The organism is Flavobacterium sp. HJSW_4, assembly GCF_042436695.1.
Classification (GTDB): Bacteria; Bacteroidota; Bacteroidia; order Flavobacteriales; family Flavobacteriaceae; genus Flavobacterium.
This window is the reverse complement of record NZ_JBHNPP010000019.1, coordinates 1-20,635: the sequence shown is the minus strand read 5'-3', so window position 1 is coordinate 20,635 and position 20,635 is coordinate 1. Positions and strand designations below refer to the sequence as shown.

Annotated in this window: 14 protein-coding genes; 2 read left to right on the top strand and 12 right to left on the bottom strand. The window is 27.9% G+C overall.

Features of this window, described 5'->3' with window-relative positions; all coding sequences use genetic code 11:
- The first annotated feature begins 6 nt into the window (after positions 1–6).
- Both ACE01P_RS16895 and ACE01P_RS16890 read left to right on the top strand, forming a co-directional pair.
- A complete protein-coding gene (locus ACE01P_RS16895; protein WP_379700061.1) occupies positions 7–672 on the top strand; it encodes a phage integrase SAM-like domain-containing protein in 666 nt (221 codons plus the stop codon).
- A gap of 90 nt (positions 673–762) precedes the next feature.
- The gene (locus tag ACE01P_RS16890; protein ID WP_379700129.1) at positions 763–1,020 is read left to right on the top strand and encodes a tyrosine-type recombinase/integrase; all 258 of its coding nucleotides are present in this window, start codon (positions 763–765) and stop codon (positions 1,018–1,020) included.
- A 409-nt stretch (positions 1,021–1,429) separates the two neighbouring features.
- On the opposite strand, the gene ACE01P_RS16885 is transcribed toward ACE01P_RS16890, so the two are convergent.
- The 12 genes from ACE01P_RS16885 to ACE01P_RS16830 form a co-directional block, all read right to left on the bottom strand.
- A complete protein-coding gene (locus ACE01P_RS16885; RefSeq protein ID WP_379700060.1) occupies positions 1,430–2,707 on the bottom strand; it encodes a hypothetical protein in 1,278 nt (425 codons plus the stop codon).
- Positions 2,708–3,303: 596 nt separating this feature from the next.
- Complete coding sequence (locus ACE01P_RS16880) at positions 3,304–4,500, bottom strand: DUF6625 family protein (RefSeq protein ID WP_379700059.1); 1,197 nt, start codon at positions 4,498–4,500, stop codon at positions 3,304–3,306.
- Between the two features lie 75 nt (positions 4,501–4,575).
- Complete coding sequence (locus tag ACE01P_RS16875; protein ID WP_379700128.1) at positions 4,576–4,743, bottom strand: transposase; 168 nt, start codon at positions 4,741–4,743, stop codon at positions 4,576–4,578.
- A 758-nt stretch (positions 4,744–5,501) separates the two neighbouring features.
- A complete protein-coding gene (locus ACE01P_RS16870) occupies positions 5,502–7,442 on the bottom strand; it encodes an alpha/beta fold hydrolase (RefSeq protein ID WP_379700058.1) in 1,941 nt (646 codons plus the stop codon).
- A 1-nt stretch (position 7,443) separates the two neighbouring features.
- Positions 7,444–8,082: a 4'-phosphopantetheinyl transferase family protein gene (locus tag ACE01P_RS16865; RefSeq protein WP_379700057.1), complete on the bottom strand. Its 639-nt coding sequence runs from the start codon at positions 8,080–8,082 to the stop codon at positions 7,444–7,446.
- A gap of 1 nt (position 8,083) precedes the next feature.
- On the bottom strand, positions 8,084–10,030 hold the full coding sequence (locus ACE01P_RS16860) for a lanthionine synthetase LanC family protein (protein ID WP_379700056.1): 1,947 nt from the start codon (positions 10,028–10,030) through the stop codon (positions 8,084–8,086).
- 10 nt (positions 10,031–10,040) lie between these two features.
- On the bottom strand, positions 10,041–10,931 hold the full coding sequence (locus ACE01P_RS16855) for a DUF6734 family protein (RefSeq protein WP_379700055.1): 891 nt from the start codon (positions 10,929–10,931) through the stop codon (positions 10,041–10,043).
- A gap of 53 nt (positions 10,932–10,984) precedes the next feature.
- Positions 10,985–15,424: an amino acid adenylation domain-containing protein gene (locus ACE01P_RS16850; protein WP_379700054.1), complete on the bottom strand. Its 4,440-nt coding sequence runs from the start codon at positions 15,422–15,424 to the stop codon at positions 10,985–10,987.
- A 15-nt stretch (positions 15,425–15,439) separates the two neighbouring features.
- Positions 15,440–17,068 (bottom strand): cyclic peptide export ABC transporter, encoded by a 1,629-nt coding sequence (locus ACE01P_RS16845; RefSeq protein ID WP_379700053.1) that lies wholly within the window; start codon positions 17,066–17,068, stop codon positions 15,440–15,442.
- Entirely contained in the window at positions 17,069–17,785 is a 717-nt protein-coding gene (locus ACE01P_RS16840; protein ID WP_379700052.1) for a thioesterase II family protein, read from the bottom strand.
- 8 nt (positions 17,786–17,793) lie between these two features.
- Positions 17,794–18,039, bottom strand: a complete 246-nt coding sequence (locus tag ACE01P_RS16835; RefSeq protein ID WP_379700051.1) for a hypothetical protein — start codon at positions 18,037–18,039, stop codon at positions 17,794–17,796.
- Between the two features lie 43 nt (positions 18,040–18,082).
- On the bottom strand, positions 18,083–20,635 hold a 2,553-nt coding region (locus tag ACE01P_RS16830), incomplete at its 5' end, for an AMP-binding protein (protein ID WP_379700050.1).

Sequence of the window (20,635 nt, the reverse complement as noted above, 5' to 3'; positions counted from 1 at the left end):
GATCTCATGCAGCTTAATGCCGAAAAGAAGTCTACAGAACTTTTCCGAATTGATCCTGACGTTGATCTGGAATTGCTAAAAGCTGAAATTACAGGAAAAGTCAAAATCGGCCAGCCTCAAGGTTCTTCCATAATTTCAATTATGGAAACATACAATATATTCTTCACCAAAAGAGTCAATTCTGGAGAATGCGCAGCGGCTTCACTGCAAAAGTACAAAAGAGCGAAGGATTTACTTTTGGATTTCATTACCAGTACCCACAAAAAGGAAGATATGCCTGCATCTGAAATATCAAGCTCATTTGTCTTTAAACTGGAACAGTTCCTTAAATATGAGAGCAGTTTTAAAGACCAGACAGGCATCAAAAACAATTCAGTGGTAAAGTATATGAAAATGTATAAAACTGCCTGCAATTACGCCATTAAAATGGACTTGATTATAAAAAACCCATTCAACGTGTATGACAAAAGGGTAAGCGTAAAAGATGCTGTTTTCCTAACTCAGTTGGAACTGAATACGATTGAGAATAAAATATTTTCACCCCCCGTCTGGAAAATGTCAAGGATATATTTCTCTTCAACTGCTATAAGGATATGCCCCTGTCGATACAATGGATCTAACCGAAAGAAACTTATCCGAAGATTAAAATGGGAACTTATGGATTATGACTAGCAGAGCCAAAACAGCCATCAGAGCCAATGTACCGGTACTGCCTACAGTAGAAAAAATTATTTCTAAATATAAAAATCAGCAAAAGGTCTTATTCCTAAAATATCCAACCAAAAAATGAATGATTATCTTAAGGAAATAGCTGATGCCTGCAGCATAGACAAACATCTTACGCGGTATGTTACCAGACACACATTTGCAACCACCATAACCTCAGGAAACAGAGCAAGACTTGAGAATGTTTCTCCAATGATGGGACATACGAATACCAAGCTGACACAGCGCTATGCAAAAGTTTTGGATCTTAAAATAATAGAAGATATGAAAAAACTTAAATCTAAGTTTAAGTAATATTTTTTTAGAAAGAGATCCCTTAATTTTCAATCTCTTTTAAACTTTGATCAAATTTATAACAAAAAATCAAAGCACTATTTGTCGGACATATAAATAAAATGAAACGAACCCTACAAAAATATTTCAAATTGTGTCCGCACTGCGGACGCAATTAGCATGGACAAAAAAAGTTACATTCTTTTTAGTTTTTTTACTTAATAAAGATTATCCAAATCTCTGAACAGTATTTAGAGATTTCATCCAGACAGAGACTTTCTGTTTGCAAGTCAAGAATATTAGTTTCAGCTCGGAAACAACTCTATTATCTTTTCAGACAATAAAGCAATAAAAAACAAGCCAACACAAATCAAAGCGCTCTAAATCAATAAAAAAAATTCTGCTTTTTTATCGGACAACAATGAATTAATTATATTATAGATTCAATTTTAGAATTTAATAGTTTATTTAAGCCTGCTTTTTCAAACAAAATTCTTCCAACCTTAATTTCTGACCACCCTTTTTTTAGTTTATATGTAAAAGTAGGGGTATTACTAATTATCTCACAGTCTAAATAATAAGTTGAAATATTAGTATTAGTAAGATTTTTTAGTTCCTGAATGTGTGTAGAAATAAAAAAAAATGAATTAGAATAAAAACTAACACCATTTATTGTGGTGGTGCATATTTCCAAGGCATCTTCAATATTTGTTCCGCTAAAAAGTTCATCAAAAACAACAAAACATTTTTTTCCTTCGACAGCTTTCAAAAGAATATTTTTCAGACTCATGATTTCTGTCATAAAAAGACTGTAACCACTTAAAATATCATCACGTTTACTAATTCCTATTGAAAAATCAGTACAAAATGGAATTTTCGCTGTTGATGCTGGAATTCCAAAACCAAGATTCCCTAAATATACACATAAGCTAACAGATTTCAAGAAAGTTGATTTTCCTGACATGTTTGGTCCATTCAATATAATAACATTAGTGGAAGATGTAAAGCTATATTTAACCGGATTTTTAATTATCGGATGATAAAAATCAGTAAGAGTTATACTGTTTTTTTCAAAAGTAGGAAAAACAAAGTTCTTATCGACAATAGCTCTACTAATAGATAAATAGCTTTCAAACAAAAAAAGATCTTTCCAAAAAGTTTCGATCCTATTTTCTGTCTTTTGTTTTGAAATTATAGCTATTATTTCTTTAGTATGCTTATTTTTCCACTTCTTATCTTTAATAATTTTTTCATATTTATTTAGCTGGAAAAAAGAAAGAAATGTCAAAATCCTTTTTAAATCGGTTCTATATGTTTCAGGGAAGTCTCTTAAATTAAGTCTTAAAAAGCAAATAGATTCAAGCCTATAGAAAAACAATATTAATTGATGGATTTTATTGTTCAATACCATCTCGTCTGCACTAGGATTAAAAAACAAAAGGTATTTCCTTTCAACCTGCTCGATTTTAAAATTATTAAGAAAAAAATGAACTTCATTTAAATATAGAACAGTATATGAATATTCTCTAAATAGCTCTATATTAGCAATGAAACTTTTAAGAATATCTTGGCGTTCAATAATTTGACTTTCGCTTGTAAGAGATGTTTCTAATAAATGAAGGATTTTATTTCTAGTGAATGAATTTATAGAACAATCAAAAATAGGTAATACCTCATTTTTTATATTTAAATCTTGAATATCACTCATAATTAATATTTTATAACTGTAATACTTGATAATTTATTCCCTATAGAAGCCAACTCGTCAGTCATTCTTGGACTATAATATCTTTTTTTGAATTAAAATAAATGGATCTTACTTCTTCTTTAAGCAAGCTCAACTCTTTGCTTTGTGTATGAAACAGGCTGGTTCTCCCATTGATATATTCTTTGACCAACTTACAATATTTTACATATCTTTTCATTGTTTCTGATTAAATATAAATCATCGACCGTTTTTGGAAAAGATACCGATTGCTTTTTTTTATATATCCCGCTCTAGTTCCGCATCTGTGAGTTTTCTTTCAAGATCAGAAATTCGTTCCTCTTTTGGCGTTTGCTTTACGTTGTCGCTACCCAAAAAACTTCCTTTCTCGAACTTCGTACTCTTTTAGCCACTTATACAACTGTGGAGCGCTTATGCCTAGCTTTCTGGAAATTCTCAATTATTATGTATTTCATAACTCAATTGAACCGCTTTCTCTTTGAAAACTCGATCGTGAAAAAATATTGAATATCAAGCTTATTTATGCATATGAAATAGAGAAATCCGTTTGCTTTCCATACCAAAAAATTGTATTATTTTCATTGAAAAAACTTATAAATCATCAAACAATCATTGTTAAAAATGGGGCTAACTAAAGTGTAATGGTCATTTTGCAAACCGTCCATTAAATAAAATTGTTTAAGGTCTTTTACATAGATAATATTTTTTGAAAATCTTAAAAAAAAGATTTCATTTCGATTACCGTCAGAATGAACTATATAACACCTTTCGTTTTGAAAATCAACGCTTAAAATTTGTTTCATGTATTGATATTTACCCGCCGAAAGTCTTTTGCTTATTTTTGGCTTAAACATTATATTATTTAAATAATAATCGGTCTTCAAAAAAATATACTTCGAATAGAAGATTACGAAACAAAACAAATTATTATTGAGAATAGAAAACCAGTTAGATTTAGTGATTTTATATTTCCCAATATAATATGAATTGTAATTTTTTAATTTTGTATTATTAGCCGTATTGAAAAAGAAATTTTTCTTAAAATTTGTTAAATGATATAAAAAGACTTCAAATTTACCACGATAAGTTAACACACCTTCCTCATACCTTAGATGCCCATGAGATCCTTCAATTGATAAAAACTCATAAAGTATATTTACTTTGCTCTTATTTCTTTCTAAAATATGATGCATTGAATCTATTTCATATTTAGTATCTAAAATATTTATACCTGAACAGACTTCATCATAATGCCCCCCACATTCGTCAAATAAAAGTAAATCACTGGATTGAAATACTTTTATATAATCAGTACTACTTCTATATAAACTGTTGACTTCAATATTGTTCCTATATAATGCAAAAAAACCACTTGGATATTCATGTTTTGCAAAAATCACATCATAATTATTTAAAATTTCATCATTTAAAAAAGATCTGATTCTACCAAAAATAATGTCTATATCGCAATAGCCCCAAAAATCATAATCTTTTATTAAATAATGAAACACTTCGCCAAATGAAGGCCTAATGTCACATAATTTAATAGGTTTTTCAATGCATAACTCAAAAGCAAAATGATTTGCAATTGCTGATTTAAATTCAGCAAAACTGATGTTAATAATTTTTATGTTTTCATCCTTTACCGTTATTCCTTTTATATCGGTATAAAAAATAAAATCCACATCCTTATTAGCAATACATGATTGTATAAAATAATCCAAATACCAAGGCGCTTCGCCAAAATAAAAAGTAAGAATTAATATTTTTTTCATAATTAATAACCTAGAGGTATAGTGTTACTCGGAAGATAACCGCAATTGATTTTTGTTAAACGATTTATAAACTTTTTATTTGCCTTGGTTTTGAATGTATTTCTGAGTCCCATTTTCGCTTCCATATTTGTTCACATAATATAATACTATAGTCCAAAAGTTACTGTCCCACAACTTATTCTTAACCTCAGGATGTAATCGGAGAATCTCTTTAGCTGTAATACAATTTACAGTTCTAATCATTATTTCAACTAAAATTTTCGGAACGCTTTTCATCAAAAATGAGCGTGATTCTCATATCATTCTGAAATATTTTCAAATTATAAGAAACCAAACTAATTCAACATTCATAACATTTCTTCTATATTTTACAGACAAACTAAATGATAAAGCAATAAACTCATATAATTTCGTCTGAAAATGTGTTTGCTCATCAACAAATACAATAATCTTTCCATTTTACGCTAAACCGCGAGAAATTCCTTGATGAATTCTTTTTATTAAAAAATATCCTCAAAAAATTTATTAATATCAAACGGTCAATTATTTCTATTATACATTTGTGGATATTCATCTCCATTAAGAAATAGCTGGTGTAAAATTATAATTATTTTGTTCACACCATATTATAGAATCAAATAATTCAAACTAGGTTGGTGTGTTTACAGTCAAATCATTGTGTTGGTTTATTGCTTTCAAATTAGCATTTTAAAGCACTCCTAAAAACTATTTAACAATCCTGTTTGTAAACCATAATTAAACTTCAAAAAAATACTATCTTAGTTTTTTTGTTGCAACGTTAGTTTTTAGTTTTACTTTCATTCGTATATCATTATGATTAAATTTTACATAAAAATCATATTTTTAAACCTCAATATAAAACTTTATTCTATGAAAGAAAAATCTGAATTCTATTCAAGATTTAAATATAATAAAAATTAACTTAGAATCTATACCCCCTTAAAAAAAGTTGTCCAATACTAGATTAAAGCCTCATTGCTTTAAAACAAAAATCCCCAATATTGAAAATAAACTCCAATCAGAATGAGTGAAAATAAAATTGTGACTATAATACTTTTATCTAAAATAGACATTATTTTAAATAAAAAGTAAATTATCGAAACTAAAGTTAGTCCTACAAATAACCATTGAAGAATAAATAAGTAGCTAAACTGACTTGGCAAACCAAAGGCGAGGATAAAAAAATTGTCTTGGATAGTGCTTTTTAAAGCCAACATCAATTGAATAATAATAAATAGACCTAGTAGGGATGTTGCAACAATTATAACCTTCATAGGTTTGTTCTGAGTGCAATCTTTGCTATTTCTTATCAACACATAACAAAAATTAAAAATTGCAATCAAAAGGATGACAACAGCAATAAAAAAAGGCGTAAAAAAAAGTAAATTAAATTCATTCAAACTATTACCAAAATTAGAAACACCTCCATTAATATTTACGTCTGTAATAAAATGAACTTTGCTATCGGATTCCAACTCTTTTGCATCAGGTTTTTGACTTGGATTTTGTATAAACTCATTCACAATTTTAAATCCAAGTTTTGAAAAACTGGGTTTATGTCCAGAAATTGGAGCGTTTACTAGATAAGCATTGCGGAATTTAGTAACAGTCATTTTTCCATTTGAAGGTGGGGTAATTGGATCAAATCCTCCAGAAAAAACTAATACCGGTGAAGTTATTTTTGACAAATTAGATAAATCGTTTAAATATGTTTCTTGATTTCTGTTCCCTAAATTCCATCTATCACAAACTAGAAAGTCTGATTTATAAAATGACAATCCTCCTTTTAAATTTTTATAATTTTGAGCTTCTTTATTAAAAGTTGCTATTGAATTGTTAGGAATAGCTTCGTTACAACTTAAGCAATAATACTGTCCATAATCTAAAGTTAATCCACCTGAAAAAGCAGCAACAAGTGAACTTAAAGTATTCTTATTCCCTTTATTAAATTCAAAAATCAACATTGGAATAACCTGAATCAATTTCTCGTTATATAGTCCTTGCTGAATAGCTATTTTAAAATCTTCTGCGTTATAGGTGAATTTACCGCTAGAAATTATTTTTCTATCAACATTAACAGTAATAGGATTATTATCTAGCTTATCAATTGTTTCAAAATATACCTCCTTTAAATTTGGATATTGTTTATTACAATTTGGGTCATTAATACATGCGTCAAAAACTTTATTTAAACTGCTTAAGTAATTTTTTGTATTGGAATTGTAGTATTGAGAAATATCTGAAATACAAGAATCTAATATTAATGATTTAATATCCTGGGGAAAATCATTTGCATAAACCTGAGCTGTATATGTACCGTAAGAAACTCCATAAACGTTCCAATTATGATACTTTAATATCCTTTTTAAAGCATTGAAATCTTTAGCAATTGATTTGCTATTATAACAATTTAAATCAATATCTCTATTAATCAAATCTTGTTTACATGCCATTGCAGCAATAGTTTTTTGCTGTTCATCTTGTGTTCTATTCTGGTTTTTTGATAGTATTTCTAAGAATTTTTTTCCTAAGTCTGGACAAAATTTTGGTAACGAAAAGCCAGTACCTCGAACATCTACAAGAATGATATCACTATTTTGCCTTATAGGGTTCTCAAGCCATTCCCATAAGCCCGCTATGCTTCCTCCTCCAGGTCCCCCTTGAATGTAAATTGTAGCATTTGAATTTGGATTTTTGAATTTGCTTTTTAAAACCGTTACTGCAATTTTAATTTTTTTGCCTTCGGGGTTATCCCAGTTTTCAGGTACCACCAAAAAATATGAACTTAATTTTTCTTTTTTTAATTCTTTCCAGTCTGGAAAAAAAGTTGCAGTTTTTTCTAATTTAAAAGCCTCCTTTTGAGCAAATAAACAACAAGGCAACAACGAAAGCAATAAAAACAACTTTATTAGATTCTTCATGTTAATTGATTTGAATTTGTTTTATTAAAACTTCACTAAAATATTCTTTTAGAGAAACGTAACATTTATATTTGATGTCTATTTTTACTTCTTGTAAATAGAATTTTTCATTATTTATTATTGTCTCATTTTCTAAAATCTCAAAAGAGTTTAAAGGAATTGTAAGTCCATGTCCATGAGCTTTTACAACCGCTTCTTTTTGTGTCCAATAGTCAAAAAAAGTAGCTTTTTTATTATTAGATAAAATAATATTACTCCATTCGTTTTCTGTGAACTGGGATTTAAAATCATTTATTTCAATATCTGATATTATTTCAATATCAATTCCTATTTCAGATTTATCATTTATTGCACAAATCACAAAATCACCTGAATGAGATATATTGAAAAATACAGGAATATTTTTTAAAAATGGTTTTCCGAATTTATTATATACTAAGTTATTAATTTCATTACTTGAGATTTCATATTCTTTAAAGCCTTCTACTAGAAGCCGCCTGCCTAATAAAGATAATTGTGCATCTTCCCATCTCCTGTAACTTAAAGTTTTCTTTATGAATATTTCATCAAAATCATTTAGATATTTCTCAATAATATTTTCATGAAATTTTTCTGAAATCTTTGAATAAAACACTACCATATTAAGCTATTTCTAAAATACCATCGTACATAAATTGTTTTACTTTATGCAAAACTAAAAAATCTAATCTTTTAATAAAATCTTGAATATCTTTTGACCCTGAACTCTTTGCAAATTCTTTAACCATATCCTCTGGAGATGATTGACAGTATGTTTTAATTTCCATTGACGCATCTATAATTTTTTTTGGGTGGTCGAAACGATGAAGTACCAAACCATCAATTTGTAAGGGATATTCTATAACAGAGCTTTGATGATGATGGAATAAGAATTCATAAAAACCTCGTTCTTTATAAAAATTTTGAATAAAATTAAAATCCTCTTTTAGTTCCCAATCCCATTCAGTATTCACTAGCTTTACAGAATTTGAAATTTTTAGTTTTTGATTTAAAATCCATTCGTCAGAATTATTGAGGATTTTAATAATTTTTTCATTGTAATCCAATTTATCAAGACATACTTCCAAATTTGTTCTTAATTCTTGGAGACAAAACTCCTTTCTTCTTTTTTCAAAAATGAAAACATCTGCTATTACATTATTTATAGTAGTATCAACTTTTATAAACTGATTCTTTACAAATTCCTCAAATTTTACAATCTCTGACACATTATGTCCAGAAATGTCTAAAAATTCATTTAGTTGCTCATCGAATATTTTTTCAATCAAAAATATGGTTTTATCATAAGTTTTTGATAATAAGCTCTTTTTCACGAGTTTTAAATTGATATTTAAGACATATTTAGTTGGTATTGGATTGGATATCTCACATGGATTAATAATAGAATTGTAATATTTGTTAGTTGTAAGTGTTCTTAATAAAAAATAGCATGCCCCTAATTCACCAAAAAACAAACCGCCTTGTAATTCAATAGGCATTTGCTGGCTGACTATTATATCTTTAATTAATTCAACCTGTTGTTCCCTATTCTTTAAAGTATTATTTTCCAATAAGGATAATCCTATACCCGATAAGCCATCATAAATATTCCTTGGAATTTCTTTGGCTTTATCTATATCCAATTCAAAAAATATTTTTTTTGCATGACAATCAGCTAATAATATTCCTAAGCTTCCTTTTGACCAGCTTAGTTCATTCGAAGGCTTATACAATACTTTCTCATTAGTTTTATATTGTTTTTTTAACTCATCTAAAACCGTACTGTTAATAATGTCTTTTTCATAATTAAGCCAATTTTGTTTTTCTTCATCCCAACATGATTGCTTATATTTATTTATACCTTCAATAACATAGTTAAAAGATTCGTTTGGAAAACATAAACAAATATTCTTTAAAACAAATTGAATACCTGAAGCTCCCATTGCGAAACCACAGGAATTACGGAGGTTTATTTCTTCATCTGCTTTCCAGGATATCCCCTTCTCAGTTAATATAGCATTGCTAATTATTACATTGGTAAATTTGTTTATCAGTCCGAATATTTTTTCAGATTGTGTTAATTGGAATAACTCATTTAAAACCAATAAAGTTCCTGACCTTCCATTGTATAAATAATCTGAAGTGTAATTTGATTCTAAATATTCCATTTCTGCTGGAATAATTAGATTTTCACACTCCTCTAATATAGCTTCATCTTTATTTATATGATAAAGTTGTATCAAAAAATAAACAAAACCTGATCTGCCGCTATATAATGAATAATTGTTTGTAGTATTTTCTTTACAATAGATAATTAAACTTTTAGATAACATTTCTATTTTTTTTAAGTAAATATCCTTTTTAGAGGATTTATAAAATTCTAATAGAAAAAGTAGAAATCCAGAAACACCGGTTTCAATATTTTCTACATTATTTGAAACTAAATACTGCTCTATTGTTTTATTATTTTTTTCTGATATTTCAACAAGTTCTTCCAAACTTGAATTAAGTATTAAATTTGAGAATGTTTCTGCTCTTAATAATATATCTTTCTCTTCTAATGATTTCATAGTCAAAAAATTAAATTTGGTTTGTACGAATAAGATTTAAAATTTTATAATAATATTCCGGATAATCCGTCTGTAATCTATGTGCTAACAAATCTCCTATATATCTCATTCTTTTATATACTCCAACTGTATGTATATATGTTCCTTTTTTTGGTAGGGCAGTAAAGTCAGCTAGCCCATCAAAAGCATGATTAACATCAGATAAATAGTAACTGATACCAGTCCCTTTCTTTTCAGCAATAGAATGAAATAAAAACTGTTCGAATATGGTATTAAACATTCCAATATTAACTTTTTCAAGTTTAGAAGTATTACTATCGACGAATTTGAAAGCTTCAGTCGTGTATTCTTTAATAAAATCTAAATCTGAACCTCCCAATAATCCAGCATTTACAGAAACTATCTCATTATTTTTAATCTTAGACTCTTTCAAAAAATTAGGAATATATTCAAAATTATCTTCTATAAGTTTAAAGACTTCATCATAATAGCCAAATCCTTGTTCAATATTTTGTGCTATCAATGAAGATTTTTCAAAACTATCCTCAAATTTTTTATAAATAAAAATATCACCATCAGCATGGATGAAAGGCTCATTTTGCATGCTGTAAGCATAAATTTTTCCTAAAGCCCATAAATCTGGATGATAATCATTGAGGACATCTAAGCATACATCAACTTTGGTATATGGTAATCCTAATTTATTTATTAGCAAATCATAACCTAATGTATCTGTCACTAACTCGACTTTATCATAATATTTTTTAAATTGGAGGCAACTAAGTGTCCAACTCATATAATTGTATTTTTTATCAATCCAACCTCCTTTATTTCTATCTGAAATATTTAAATTTGCTTTTTTTAGATTGGGCTTTACCCATAAACTTTGAATAATTTTCATCTTTCTTTAATTATTTTTAAAATTTCGTATATTAAAATTTCAGTATTGGTAGCTTAAAAATTAAAATTAAAATCAAATTTTGTATTGATTTCGTGTTCTAATCTAACGTCTATTTTTTCGATCTTAACTAAAGGATTGGTAACTATTCTATTTAACATTTTACAGAATTTTGAGGCAATCATTTGTATGGTATCTTCTTCAAATAAATTTAAATTATAATCAATTATTCCTTTTAATTGATTATTACTTTCGAACAAGTTAAATATTATAGGCATTCTGCTGAATTTACTGTCAATCGGATAAGATGTTAATTTCAATTCATTCAATTGAATATTATTATCAATATTAAATTCTGGGTTTTGATAGGCTAGCATCACGTCGAAAGTATCTGATGGTATTTTGTCAAACGGAATGTCCAAGTAATCATTTATCACTAATATGTTACTTTTTACTGTCTCAAATAAATCAGCAAAAGTTTGTTCTGATTGTATTTGAGTTCTCAACACCAGTGTTTTTACAAACATTCCTATTTGATCGTTTAATTCAGTTGCATTTCTTCCAGAATTCACCGTTCCAATACATATATCAGAATGATTGGATAGTTTGTAAATTAAAACATTAATTGAAGTAACTAAAAGAGTATAGAAGGTTACTTTTTTTTCAGTAGCTAATTGTTTCAGTTGAAGTGTAACTTCTTCTGTGAGTTCAAATAACACTTTACTTCCGTTTTGCATATTATTTTTAACACTAAAATCCCTGTCAAATAAATCTTTGGATATATAATTTTGAAGATAATTTTTCCAAAACAATTCGTTTTTAAATTGATTCTCTTTTATTCTTTTATTAAACCATTCTGAATAATCTTTGAACTGAAATTTTAAAGTATTACTTTTTAATATATCATCAGTATTATTATAGTATAGCATTAATTCTTTGATAAGTATTTCCAGCGATAAACCATCCATTATAATGTGATGTGTAGAAAAAAGGAGTAGATGCTTGTTTGTTTCAAACTGTATCAATTGAACTCTTATCAATACATCTTTTTCTAAATCAAATTCAGTGTTGATTAATTGATTGATGACTTCTTCAATATTATTATCTTGTAATTGGTGTACAGCAATTTCAAATTTAACATTTTCTGCAGCATTTATTTTCTGATAAGGAATTCCCTCAATTTCAATAAAATTGGTTCTTAAAATTTCATACTTTTCAATGATTTGATTTATTGATTTATTTATTTTTTCTGAATTTATAAATCCCTCAATACTATAACCTGCTGACATATTATAAGCAATAGAACCGCTTGTTTGTTGAGAGGCTAGCCAAATCGTATATTGAGCAGGAGTCAAATGATACAAATCTTTGATTTCAGCTAATGGCATTAAATTTGATTGTTTTGGCTTCAGTTCTTGTAAATAAGCTGCTAAAGATTCAATAGAAGGATAATCAAAAATAGTTTTTAAAGTAATTTCTAAAGAAAGATTTCGAGATATTAATCCAATCAACTTTACTGCATTTAAGGAATGCCCACCAATTGTAATAAAATTATCAGTTATACTTATTGTCTCTTTTACATTTAACACTTCCCCCCAATATTGTGATAGTTTTTTTTCTAAATCAGAAACGGGTTCTTTAAAATTTCCTTCATTTGTTTTATATTGAATATCTCTTTGCGACAACCATTTTCGATCCACTTTTTGATTAGGTGTAAGCGGGAATTCTTCTAACAGAATGATTGCATTCGGAATCATATAGTATGGAAGAGCCTTTTTTAATTGACTCGCAATTTCAGCAGTATCGATATCTTCTTGTTTTTTTAAAATATAAGCTACTAAAAAAGCTTCTTGTTCTGCTCCTTTTTTAGCAATGACAACCGCATCTTTAATCGTAGCTATTTTATTTAATTGTGACTCGATATCACCCAATTCTATTCTGTAGCCTCTAATTTTTACTTGATTGTCATTTCGACCAAGGAATTCTATTTCACCATCCATATTCCACTTGCCGACATCTCCTGTTTCATAGCATAAACTTTTTGAATCAAAAGGGTTTTGGATGAATTTTTCTTTGGTTAATAATTCATTTTTATAATATCCTTTTGACAAACCATCCCCTGCTATATAAATATTTCCTGATGTTCCTATCGATTTTGGATTTAAAAATGAATCCAATATATAGAATTGTGTATTGTTTAAGGGCTTACCAATGTTTAAAGCGTCTATAGGTTTTTCTATTTTTTTTGCACTTGACCAAATAGTGGTTTCTGTTGGCCCATACATGTTCCAGGCTTCTGAACTATAATTGATTAATTTTTCTGCCAATGATTCGCTCAACAAATCACCACCACACAATACTGTTAGCTGCTTGTCTCCTTGCCAATGGGCATTGAATAGCATTTGGTAAAAACTAGGTGTGGCTTGAATGATGCTTGGCTTTACTTCTTCTAACTTTTTGATAATTAAATTGGGGTTGGTTAACAAATTCTGGTTGGCAACATATAAAGTCGCTCCTGAAATTAAAGTGACAAAAAACTCTAATATAGAAATATCAAAAGAGTAAGTTGTAACAGAAAAAAAAGTGTCATTTGAATTTATTCCTGGCTTATTTTGGATGCTAATCAAGAAATTAAGTAACGATTGATGCCCTATTTCAACTCCTTTGGGATTTCCTGTTGATCCTGATGTATAAATAATATAAGCGGTATCTTGTGGAGTGGCCATTTGAAATTCTCTTACATGAAATTCATCGATTTCAGCAAGAATATCTTCCAATGAGATTGTAGTTACTTGCTTAATGCTGTCGATTTCATAATTATTTTCATTGATAATTATTTTGGTTTGGCTATTGGCAACAATATAACTTAAACGGTCTTTTGGAAAAGTAGGATCTAACGGAATATAAGATTTACCCGTTTTTAAAATTCCTAACAAAACTGCAATCATATTAGCCGAACGGCTCAATAAAACGGCAATTGGCAATTTATCTTCTTGACTACATTTTGCAATAATATAGGTGGCTATTTGGCTTGATAGTTTATCTAGTTCACTATAAGAATATGATTTTATATCGTCCTGTAATGCGATTTTTTCAGGTAATATAGCAACTTGCTCTTTAAACAAATCCAATACAGTTTTATCTTTTGGATAATCAAAACTTGTATCGTTAAAATCAAATAGTAATTGTTGCTTTTCTTCTTTTGTTAAATAGGTTAACTCTTTTAGTTTTTTGGTGGAATTAGTTAAAACTTCATCGACTAACTTTTCAAAATGGTTGACGACTTGTGTTATACGTTCATCATCAAAATAATTCAAATTATAATCAAAATCAATTTTAACATCTTCTGATTCGTCAAATTCTCTTATATATAAAGCCAAAGCTACCCTTTCTGATTGATGACTTAACGGAATTACTTTCGTCTGGGTATTTATAAAATGGGTTGAGTAATCTTGTTTTTCATAAGAAAGTGTGATATTGAACAATCTTTCTCTGTGGTTATACAATTGAAGCTCTTGAATTAACTTTCCTAACGGTAATATTTGGTGACGATAATCCTGTCTCAGTTGATTTTTGATGTCAATTATTAAATTTTGAAAAGTATCTTCAAAATCTAATGACATTCTCAAAGGAGAAATACCCATAAAAAGGCCAACAGTTTTTTTGTAACTAGATTTATTTCTGTTTAAAACAGGCAAGCCAATGGCAAAATCGTTGTTTTCATGCTTTCTACCAAAATAGCTATATAGTATTCCTAAAATCAAATGAAAAGTGGAACATTTGTAACTTGCGGCTAAATCATTTAATTGATTATAGACATCTCTTTTAATAATTAATTCTTTGCGACTGCTTTTATTTATTTGAACTGCATCATTTAATTTTTCAAATAAATTCTCTGGTAAGGATTTAAATTTTCGAGACCAATAGCCTAAATCTTGGTTGAGTGACTCTGAGTTTTGATACCTTTGATCATCAGCTACAAAGTCTTTATAACTAAATGGATATTTTGAAGTAACTGTTCCAAATTCGGAAATTTCGTTATAATTTTGAACTAATCGTTGAAACATTAATGAAGTTCCCCAACCATCGGTTATGATATGGTGGTAAACAGAGAACAAATAATGCAACTTTTCTTGGACTTTTATTAACGTGAATACATGCAAAAGATTTCCTTTTAGTAAATCAAAAGGTTTTGCAAATTCTTTTTGCATATAAAGACTCGCTTCTTCTATCGAATTTGGATAGTCCAAAAAATCAATAAATCCCAATTCAGATTGATGCTCGTCTAATAATTCGATGCTTACATCTTCTTCGGTTTTTATAATAATACTTCTATAAGCATCATGTTGATTAATTAATTCAACGTAAGCCTTTTTTAATATTTCTATATTTACTACTCCCTTAATTTCAATTTTAGCCCCAATATTGTATATAGGGTCATTGGGGAACAATAATTGATCGAAATAAATATCCTGTTGCGGCAAGGTCAGTTTCATGAATATCTTTTTATCTTATTGCCATAATGATGAATCCATCGCTACATTATCAGTTACCTTTTTATCCATAATTATTTGACCATAATCAAATTTTATGATTCTATCAGCATGTTTAAAATAGGCATCATCATGAGTAACGGCAATAATCGTTTTGCCTTCTTTTTTCAATTTAGGTAATACATTTTCATAAAAATACTTTCTAAAATGAGGATCTTGATCGGCGGCCCACTCATCCAATACCAAAATAGGTTTATTTTCCAATAGCGCAAAAATCATAGACAATCTTTTACTTTGTCCTTTAGAAAAAGATCTTCTGGCTGACTCTTCTTTGTCATCTAAAATCACTTTATCTAATTCCATAGTCATTAATAATTCTTGATATCTTAGATTATTTTCTAGAACATAATTATCATAATTTCGTGAAAATATATGATTATCAGTAAATATAGCTGCAATAAAATTTTGAAGTTCAACATTAGAGCTAATTGCATTTTCATTCAAAAATATCTCGCCGTTTGAAGGCTTATAAAGTCCTGTCAAAATATTGATAAATGTACTTTTACCGCTTCCGTTTTCTCCAACAATAAAAACGATTTCTCCTTTTTTAATAGATAGATTTATTGGGCCAACTTCAAAACTTTTTTCAAATTGATCGTTTTCATATTCAAAATTAATAGACTTAAATCTTAAATTATCAAACTCTATCAGGTCAGTATTAACAATACATTCTGTTTCATTATTATTAAAATCCTCTAAAAACTTCTTTATTCTATTATTTGAAACAATAAATCGTGTATAGACATTTTGCATATTGATAAGATTGTTAATTGGCCCCGAAATAAATAATATGATAACCACATAAGAAATCAAATCTTCTCTTTTTAAAAAACCAATCTCTGGTAATAAAAAAAGAATCAAACCAATAACCAAATACAGGCCATATTGACTAATAAGATTTATTGATAAAAAAACATAATTTACTTTGAAATCTAATTCTTTAGCATTTTCCCTATTAGGAGATAAATGATCATTCATTAAATTTAATCTTCTTTTCAAATTAACTTTTAACTCTTTAAACCCTTTAATTACATCATGAACATACTTATAATAATGCTCATTATATTTTCTTAATTCAGCTACTTTTTGTGACATCGTGTTAATAACCACCATATAAATCCCAGCAATTAATAAAATAGCTACTACAACAATTAATGCCGAATGAACTGACAGAGTAAACAAGTACACTATGCAAAGAAGTAACATTAATAATGAATTAAGAGTGTGTGTTACAACGTCTGGTAAAGATGAAAAAATCCGTATATCTTCAATTGCTGTATAAAATCTTTGCGATCCTAATTTTTCAAAGGTAATTAGTGGCGTTTTTAAAATTTTATCAAATATTTTTTTCTCATTTTCATATACAATATCAAATGAATAGTGGTTCATTTTTTTTTGAAAAATGATATTCAATAGATAAGTGTAGACAACAATTGATATAAATACGATTCCCATAAAGGGTTTTAAAAAATTCTCATTTCCTGAAATAATATTATTGATAATATACAATATTCCAAAACTTAAAATTGTGTTTGAAAATGAATAAAGAAGAAGATAAATAACATTAATTTTTTTTATTGTAAACATTTAGTTGTTTTTAAATTTGTCAATGCAATCAACCACTGTATCAGCTATTTCATTAGGGCAATCATATATAAAAAAATGATTGCCAGGGACTATTTTATTTTTAAAATTCCCTTCGGTAAATTTTTTCCAATTATCTATATTAGAACTGGTTTTTTCATTTTCTCCCATAATTGCGTATATATCAGTATTAATTAGAATATCACTTTCAATATTACTCAAGGTCAGGTTATCTAAACATTGAAAATCTGATCGAATAATAGGTGCAAAATATTTATAAAGCTCTTCATTATCAAAAATTTCCTGAGGCATCCCACCTAATTCTTTCAATTTATCTTTAAACTCAATATCATTTAATTTATGATAGCAAATGATTTCTTCTTCCTTTTTTACTCCAGGGCCAGCATTTCCAGATACAATTAAATGAGATGGATTGTCATTAATAACTTCAAATTTAGATGCCAAAAATAATCCCAAAATTGCCCCCATACTATGCCCATAAATAATAAAAGGATTCCCGTTTCTTAAGTTTTTAATTTGATTAAAGTAATCTTCGACACATTCCTCTAAGGTTTTCAAAAGATTTTCATTATGTCTCTTTCCTCTTCCTGGCAATTCTAATGCTATAAATTCAATATTAGAACTTAAATATTTTTTCAAAAAATCAAAGGAAAACATACTTCCTCCAGCAAAATGCAGCAAAAATAATTGATGTTTCATTATATAAGTTAATTACGTCTATTTCTAATATCTTCATTTCCAAAATTTCTTTCTCTGCTTGAGATTTTATCATTACAAAAAAGATAAGATAAAAAAACTTTAAAAGATCTATCAACTCCGCTAACAATTTTATCTGATTTATCAACTAAGAGAAAATTTGCAAAAGGAATCGGCTCATTTTTACTTATTATCCTATCACTGACTTTTATTTGAGAAGTACCAAAAAAAGTTATTGTTTGAATTATGTTTTTCATTTTTAAAATTTAAGTAAGTTTTTTCTAGTACAAATTAAGGTAATTATAATTGATTAACAATATTTAAAATCCTATTAATATTCATCTCTAATGAAAGAATTTTTTCATTTTTCTTATAAATTTTATTTAGACATACCATTCTTAATGTTATTCCATTTGGATGTAAAACACATACTAAACATATATCGTATGCACTGATATTATTTTCTTTTATGGTCTTAGTTATAGCCTTAGAATTTATCGATTTAAAATTTTCAAATTCGTGAAAATTAAAATACCCTATAATATTTTTATTCAGCTCATTTCCTGAAGATTTTGATAAATCTTCACAAATAGTTTCATAAGGTATTCTTTGATATTTTTTTGCGTTAAGATAATTAGTGTAACATTTAATTATACCTTCAATAGTAAAGCCTGAATAATCAGTATAAGTTAGTGGAATCATATTATTTATAACTCCAATAATTTTAGAAGAATGTAATTTTCCTAAGTTGACATCCCTACCATTAACTAAAGCACCATATAATTTTTTATCTTCATTATTATAATCACTGAGAATCATTTCATAGAAGCTATTCAAAAATGCACTTATTGGAAAGCTATATTTTATAGATAAATTTTTAATTTTTTCAAAATTATCGCCTGAAATAAAGGTTTCTTGTATAATTGAAGATTCTGATACATTACTCTTAACGCATATATCGCTGTCATTCATAGGTATTTTACTTAGTGTTCTAACCCAATGCTTTCTTTCTTCAATTCCATTTTTAGATTCTAAGAATTTTTTCTGCTGATTGATAAAAGTGAATGGATGGTAGTAATCATTTACCCTTTTATTTTCATAAAAAAATTTAATTATTTCGCTATGAAGAACATTTCTTGAATAGAGATCTATAAACGAATATGGAATTCCAATAAAAATGTGCGCTTTACTATTGTTACTATTAACTACAAAAACTCTAATAAGTTCTTCATTGAGTAAATTCCAAGGGGCATTAATAAATGAATCTCCTATTAGTTTGATCTCATCAAGTTCTTTTTGAGATGTATCTTCAACAAGTAGTTTATATTTCATCTCATCAGCCGAAATATATCGCTGAAATATTTGATCTTTATATTTTTCGTATTTTAATGTAAGCATTGGAAATTGATTAAGAAATAGTCTAAATTCTCTTTCAAATGTTTTTTCATTATAATCTGAAATTTTGAAATCCAATACATTCGTCAAATATGGCAATTTAAAGAAACGTAATTGATTTGGAGATAATTCTATAGCATCTCCATACTTCCATTCTTTAAGATTACTATCTTCACCGAAGATAGTTTCATCTTCAAAATCCGATCCGTTTAAAAATTCATCTTGTCTTGTTTCTAATTGTGTTTCAATATTAAACTTGTTTTTGATAAATTTGGCCAAATCTTCTATAACGGAATGTTCTAAAACATCTTCTACTGTAATTGTGTAGCCTAATTGTTTTAATCGTAGAATCAATTGAATAGTTACTATAGAATGACCACCCAAGTCATAAAAATTGTCTTTTACACCTATTTGATTATATTTTAATATATCACATAAAATTGAAGTCAAAATTTCTTCTTCTACAGTTCTTGGAGCAACAAATTCCACCTTCATTAAATCTTCTTCTTTTAAATTTGGTAAATTTTTTATATTTATCTTTCCATTAGATGTCAAAGGAATAATATCTAATTGTATATAATAACTAGGAAGCATATAAATTGGTAAAACTTTTGCAAGATTATTTCTCAAGGTTTTTTTATCAATTTCACATTTTGAAACACAATAAGCGACAATATATTTTTCACCCCCTTTTTCTTTTGCAACAACTACGCATTGACTAATGAGATGTTGATCTAAAATTAATTTTTCTATTTCACCAAGTTCTATTCGATATCCATGTATTTTAACTTGCTCATCTATCCTACCTTTAAATTCAATATTCCCTTCCGGCAACCATCTGCCTAAGTCACCAGTTTTGTATACTCTTCCTTCTTCTGCAAATGGATTGGTAATAAATTTTTCTGAAGTTAACTCTGGTTGATTCAAATAACCGCGAGCTAAACCTGAACCTCCTATGCAGATCTCCCCAACAATACCATTTGGTTGTAAATTATTGAATTCATCTACAATATAAATCGACGTATTTGATATGGGAGTTCCAATTGGTATTGTGAAAGAATTCAATTTCTTCCCTTTTTCTACTTTAAATATTGTTCCACATATACTTGTTTCTGTTGGACCATAAGCGTTGTAATAAGTTCCAAATTTTAGATATTCCGCAACTTTATCATAATCTGCCGATTCTCCTGCAGTTATCAAGACCTTTAATCCTTGAAGACTGTCAACATCTAATAACTTTAAATATGCTGGTGGCAAGGTTGCTATGTCTATATTATTCTCTTTAATATAGCTTTCGAAAAGTTTTATATCCTTACGAGTTTCTTCATTTATTATATATAAGCTACTTCCTGATAAAAGGGTAATAAAAATTTCAGAAATAGAAGCGTCAAAAGACAACGAGGCGAATTGCAGGCTGTTCTTGCATTCATGAAGTTTAAATAAATCTATTTGGGATAA

What these genes read in the sequence shown, in the direction of transcription:
- ACE01P_RS16870 (WP_379700058.1), bottom strand. Translation starts at nt 7,442, where the DNA reads ATGAAGAATCTAATAAAGTTGTTTTTATTGCTTTCGTTGTTGCCTTGT.
- ACE01P_RS16885 (WP_379700060.1), bottom strand. Translation starts at nt 2,707, where the DNA reads ATGAGTGATATTCAAGATTTAAATATAAAAAATGAGGTATTACCTATT.
- ACE01P_RS16855 (WP_379700055.1), bottom strand. Translation starts at nt 10,931, where the DNA reads ATGAAAATTATTCAAAGTTTATGGGTAAAGCCCAATCTAAAAAAAGCA.
- ACE01P_RS16895 (WP_379700061.1), top strand. Translation starts at nt 7, where the DNA reads ATGCAGCTTAATGCCGAAAAGAAGTCTACAGAACTTTTCCGAATTGAT.
- ACE01P_RS16880 (WP_379700059.1), bottom strand. Translation starts at nt 4,500, where the DNA reads ATGAAAAAAATATTAATTCTTACTTTTTATTTTGGCGAAGCGCCTTGG.
- ACE01P_RS16850 (WP_379700054.1), bottom strand. Translation starts at nt 15,424, where the DNA reads ATGAAACTGACCTTGCCGCAACAGGATATTTATTTCGATCAATTATTG.
- ACE01P_RS16835 (WP_379700051.1), bottom strand. Translation starts at nt 18,039, where the DNA reads ATGAAAAACATAATTCAAACAATAACTTTTTTTGGTACTTCTCAAATA.
- ACE01P_RS16875 (WP_379700128.1), bottom strand. Translation starts at nt 4,743, where the DNA reads ATGATTAGAACTGTAAATTGTATTACAGCTAAAGAGATTCTCCGATTA.
- ACE01P_RS16865 (WP_379700057.1), bottom strand. Translation starts at nt 8,082, where the DNA reads ATGGTAGTGTTTTATTCAAAGATTTCAGAAAAATTTCATGAAAATATT.
- ACE01P_RS16845 (WP_379700053.1), bottom strand. Translation starts at nt 17,068, where the DNA reads ATGTTTACAATAAAAAAAATTAATGTTATTTATCTTCTTCTTTATTCA.
- ACE01P_RS16860 (WP_379700056.1), bottom strand. Translation starts at nt 10,030, where the DNA reads ATGAAATCATTAGAAGAGAAAGATATATTATTAAGAGCAGAAACATTC.
- ACE01P_RS16840 (WP_379700052.1), bottom strand. Translation starts at nt 17,785, where the DNA reads ATGAAACATCAATTATTTTTGCTGCATTTTGCTGGAGGAAGTATGTTT.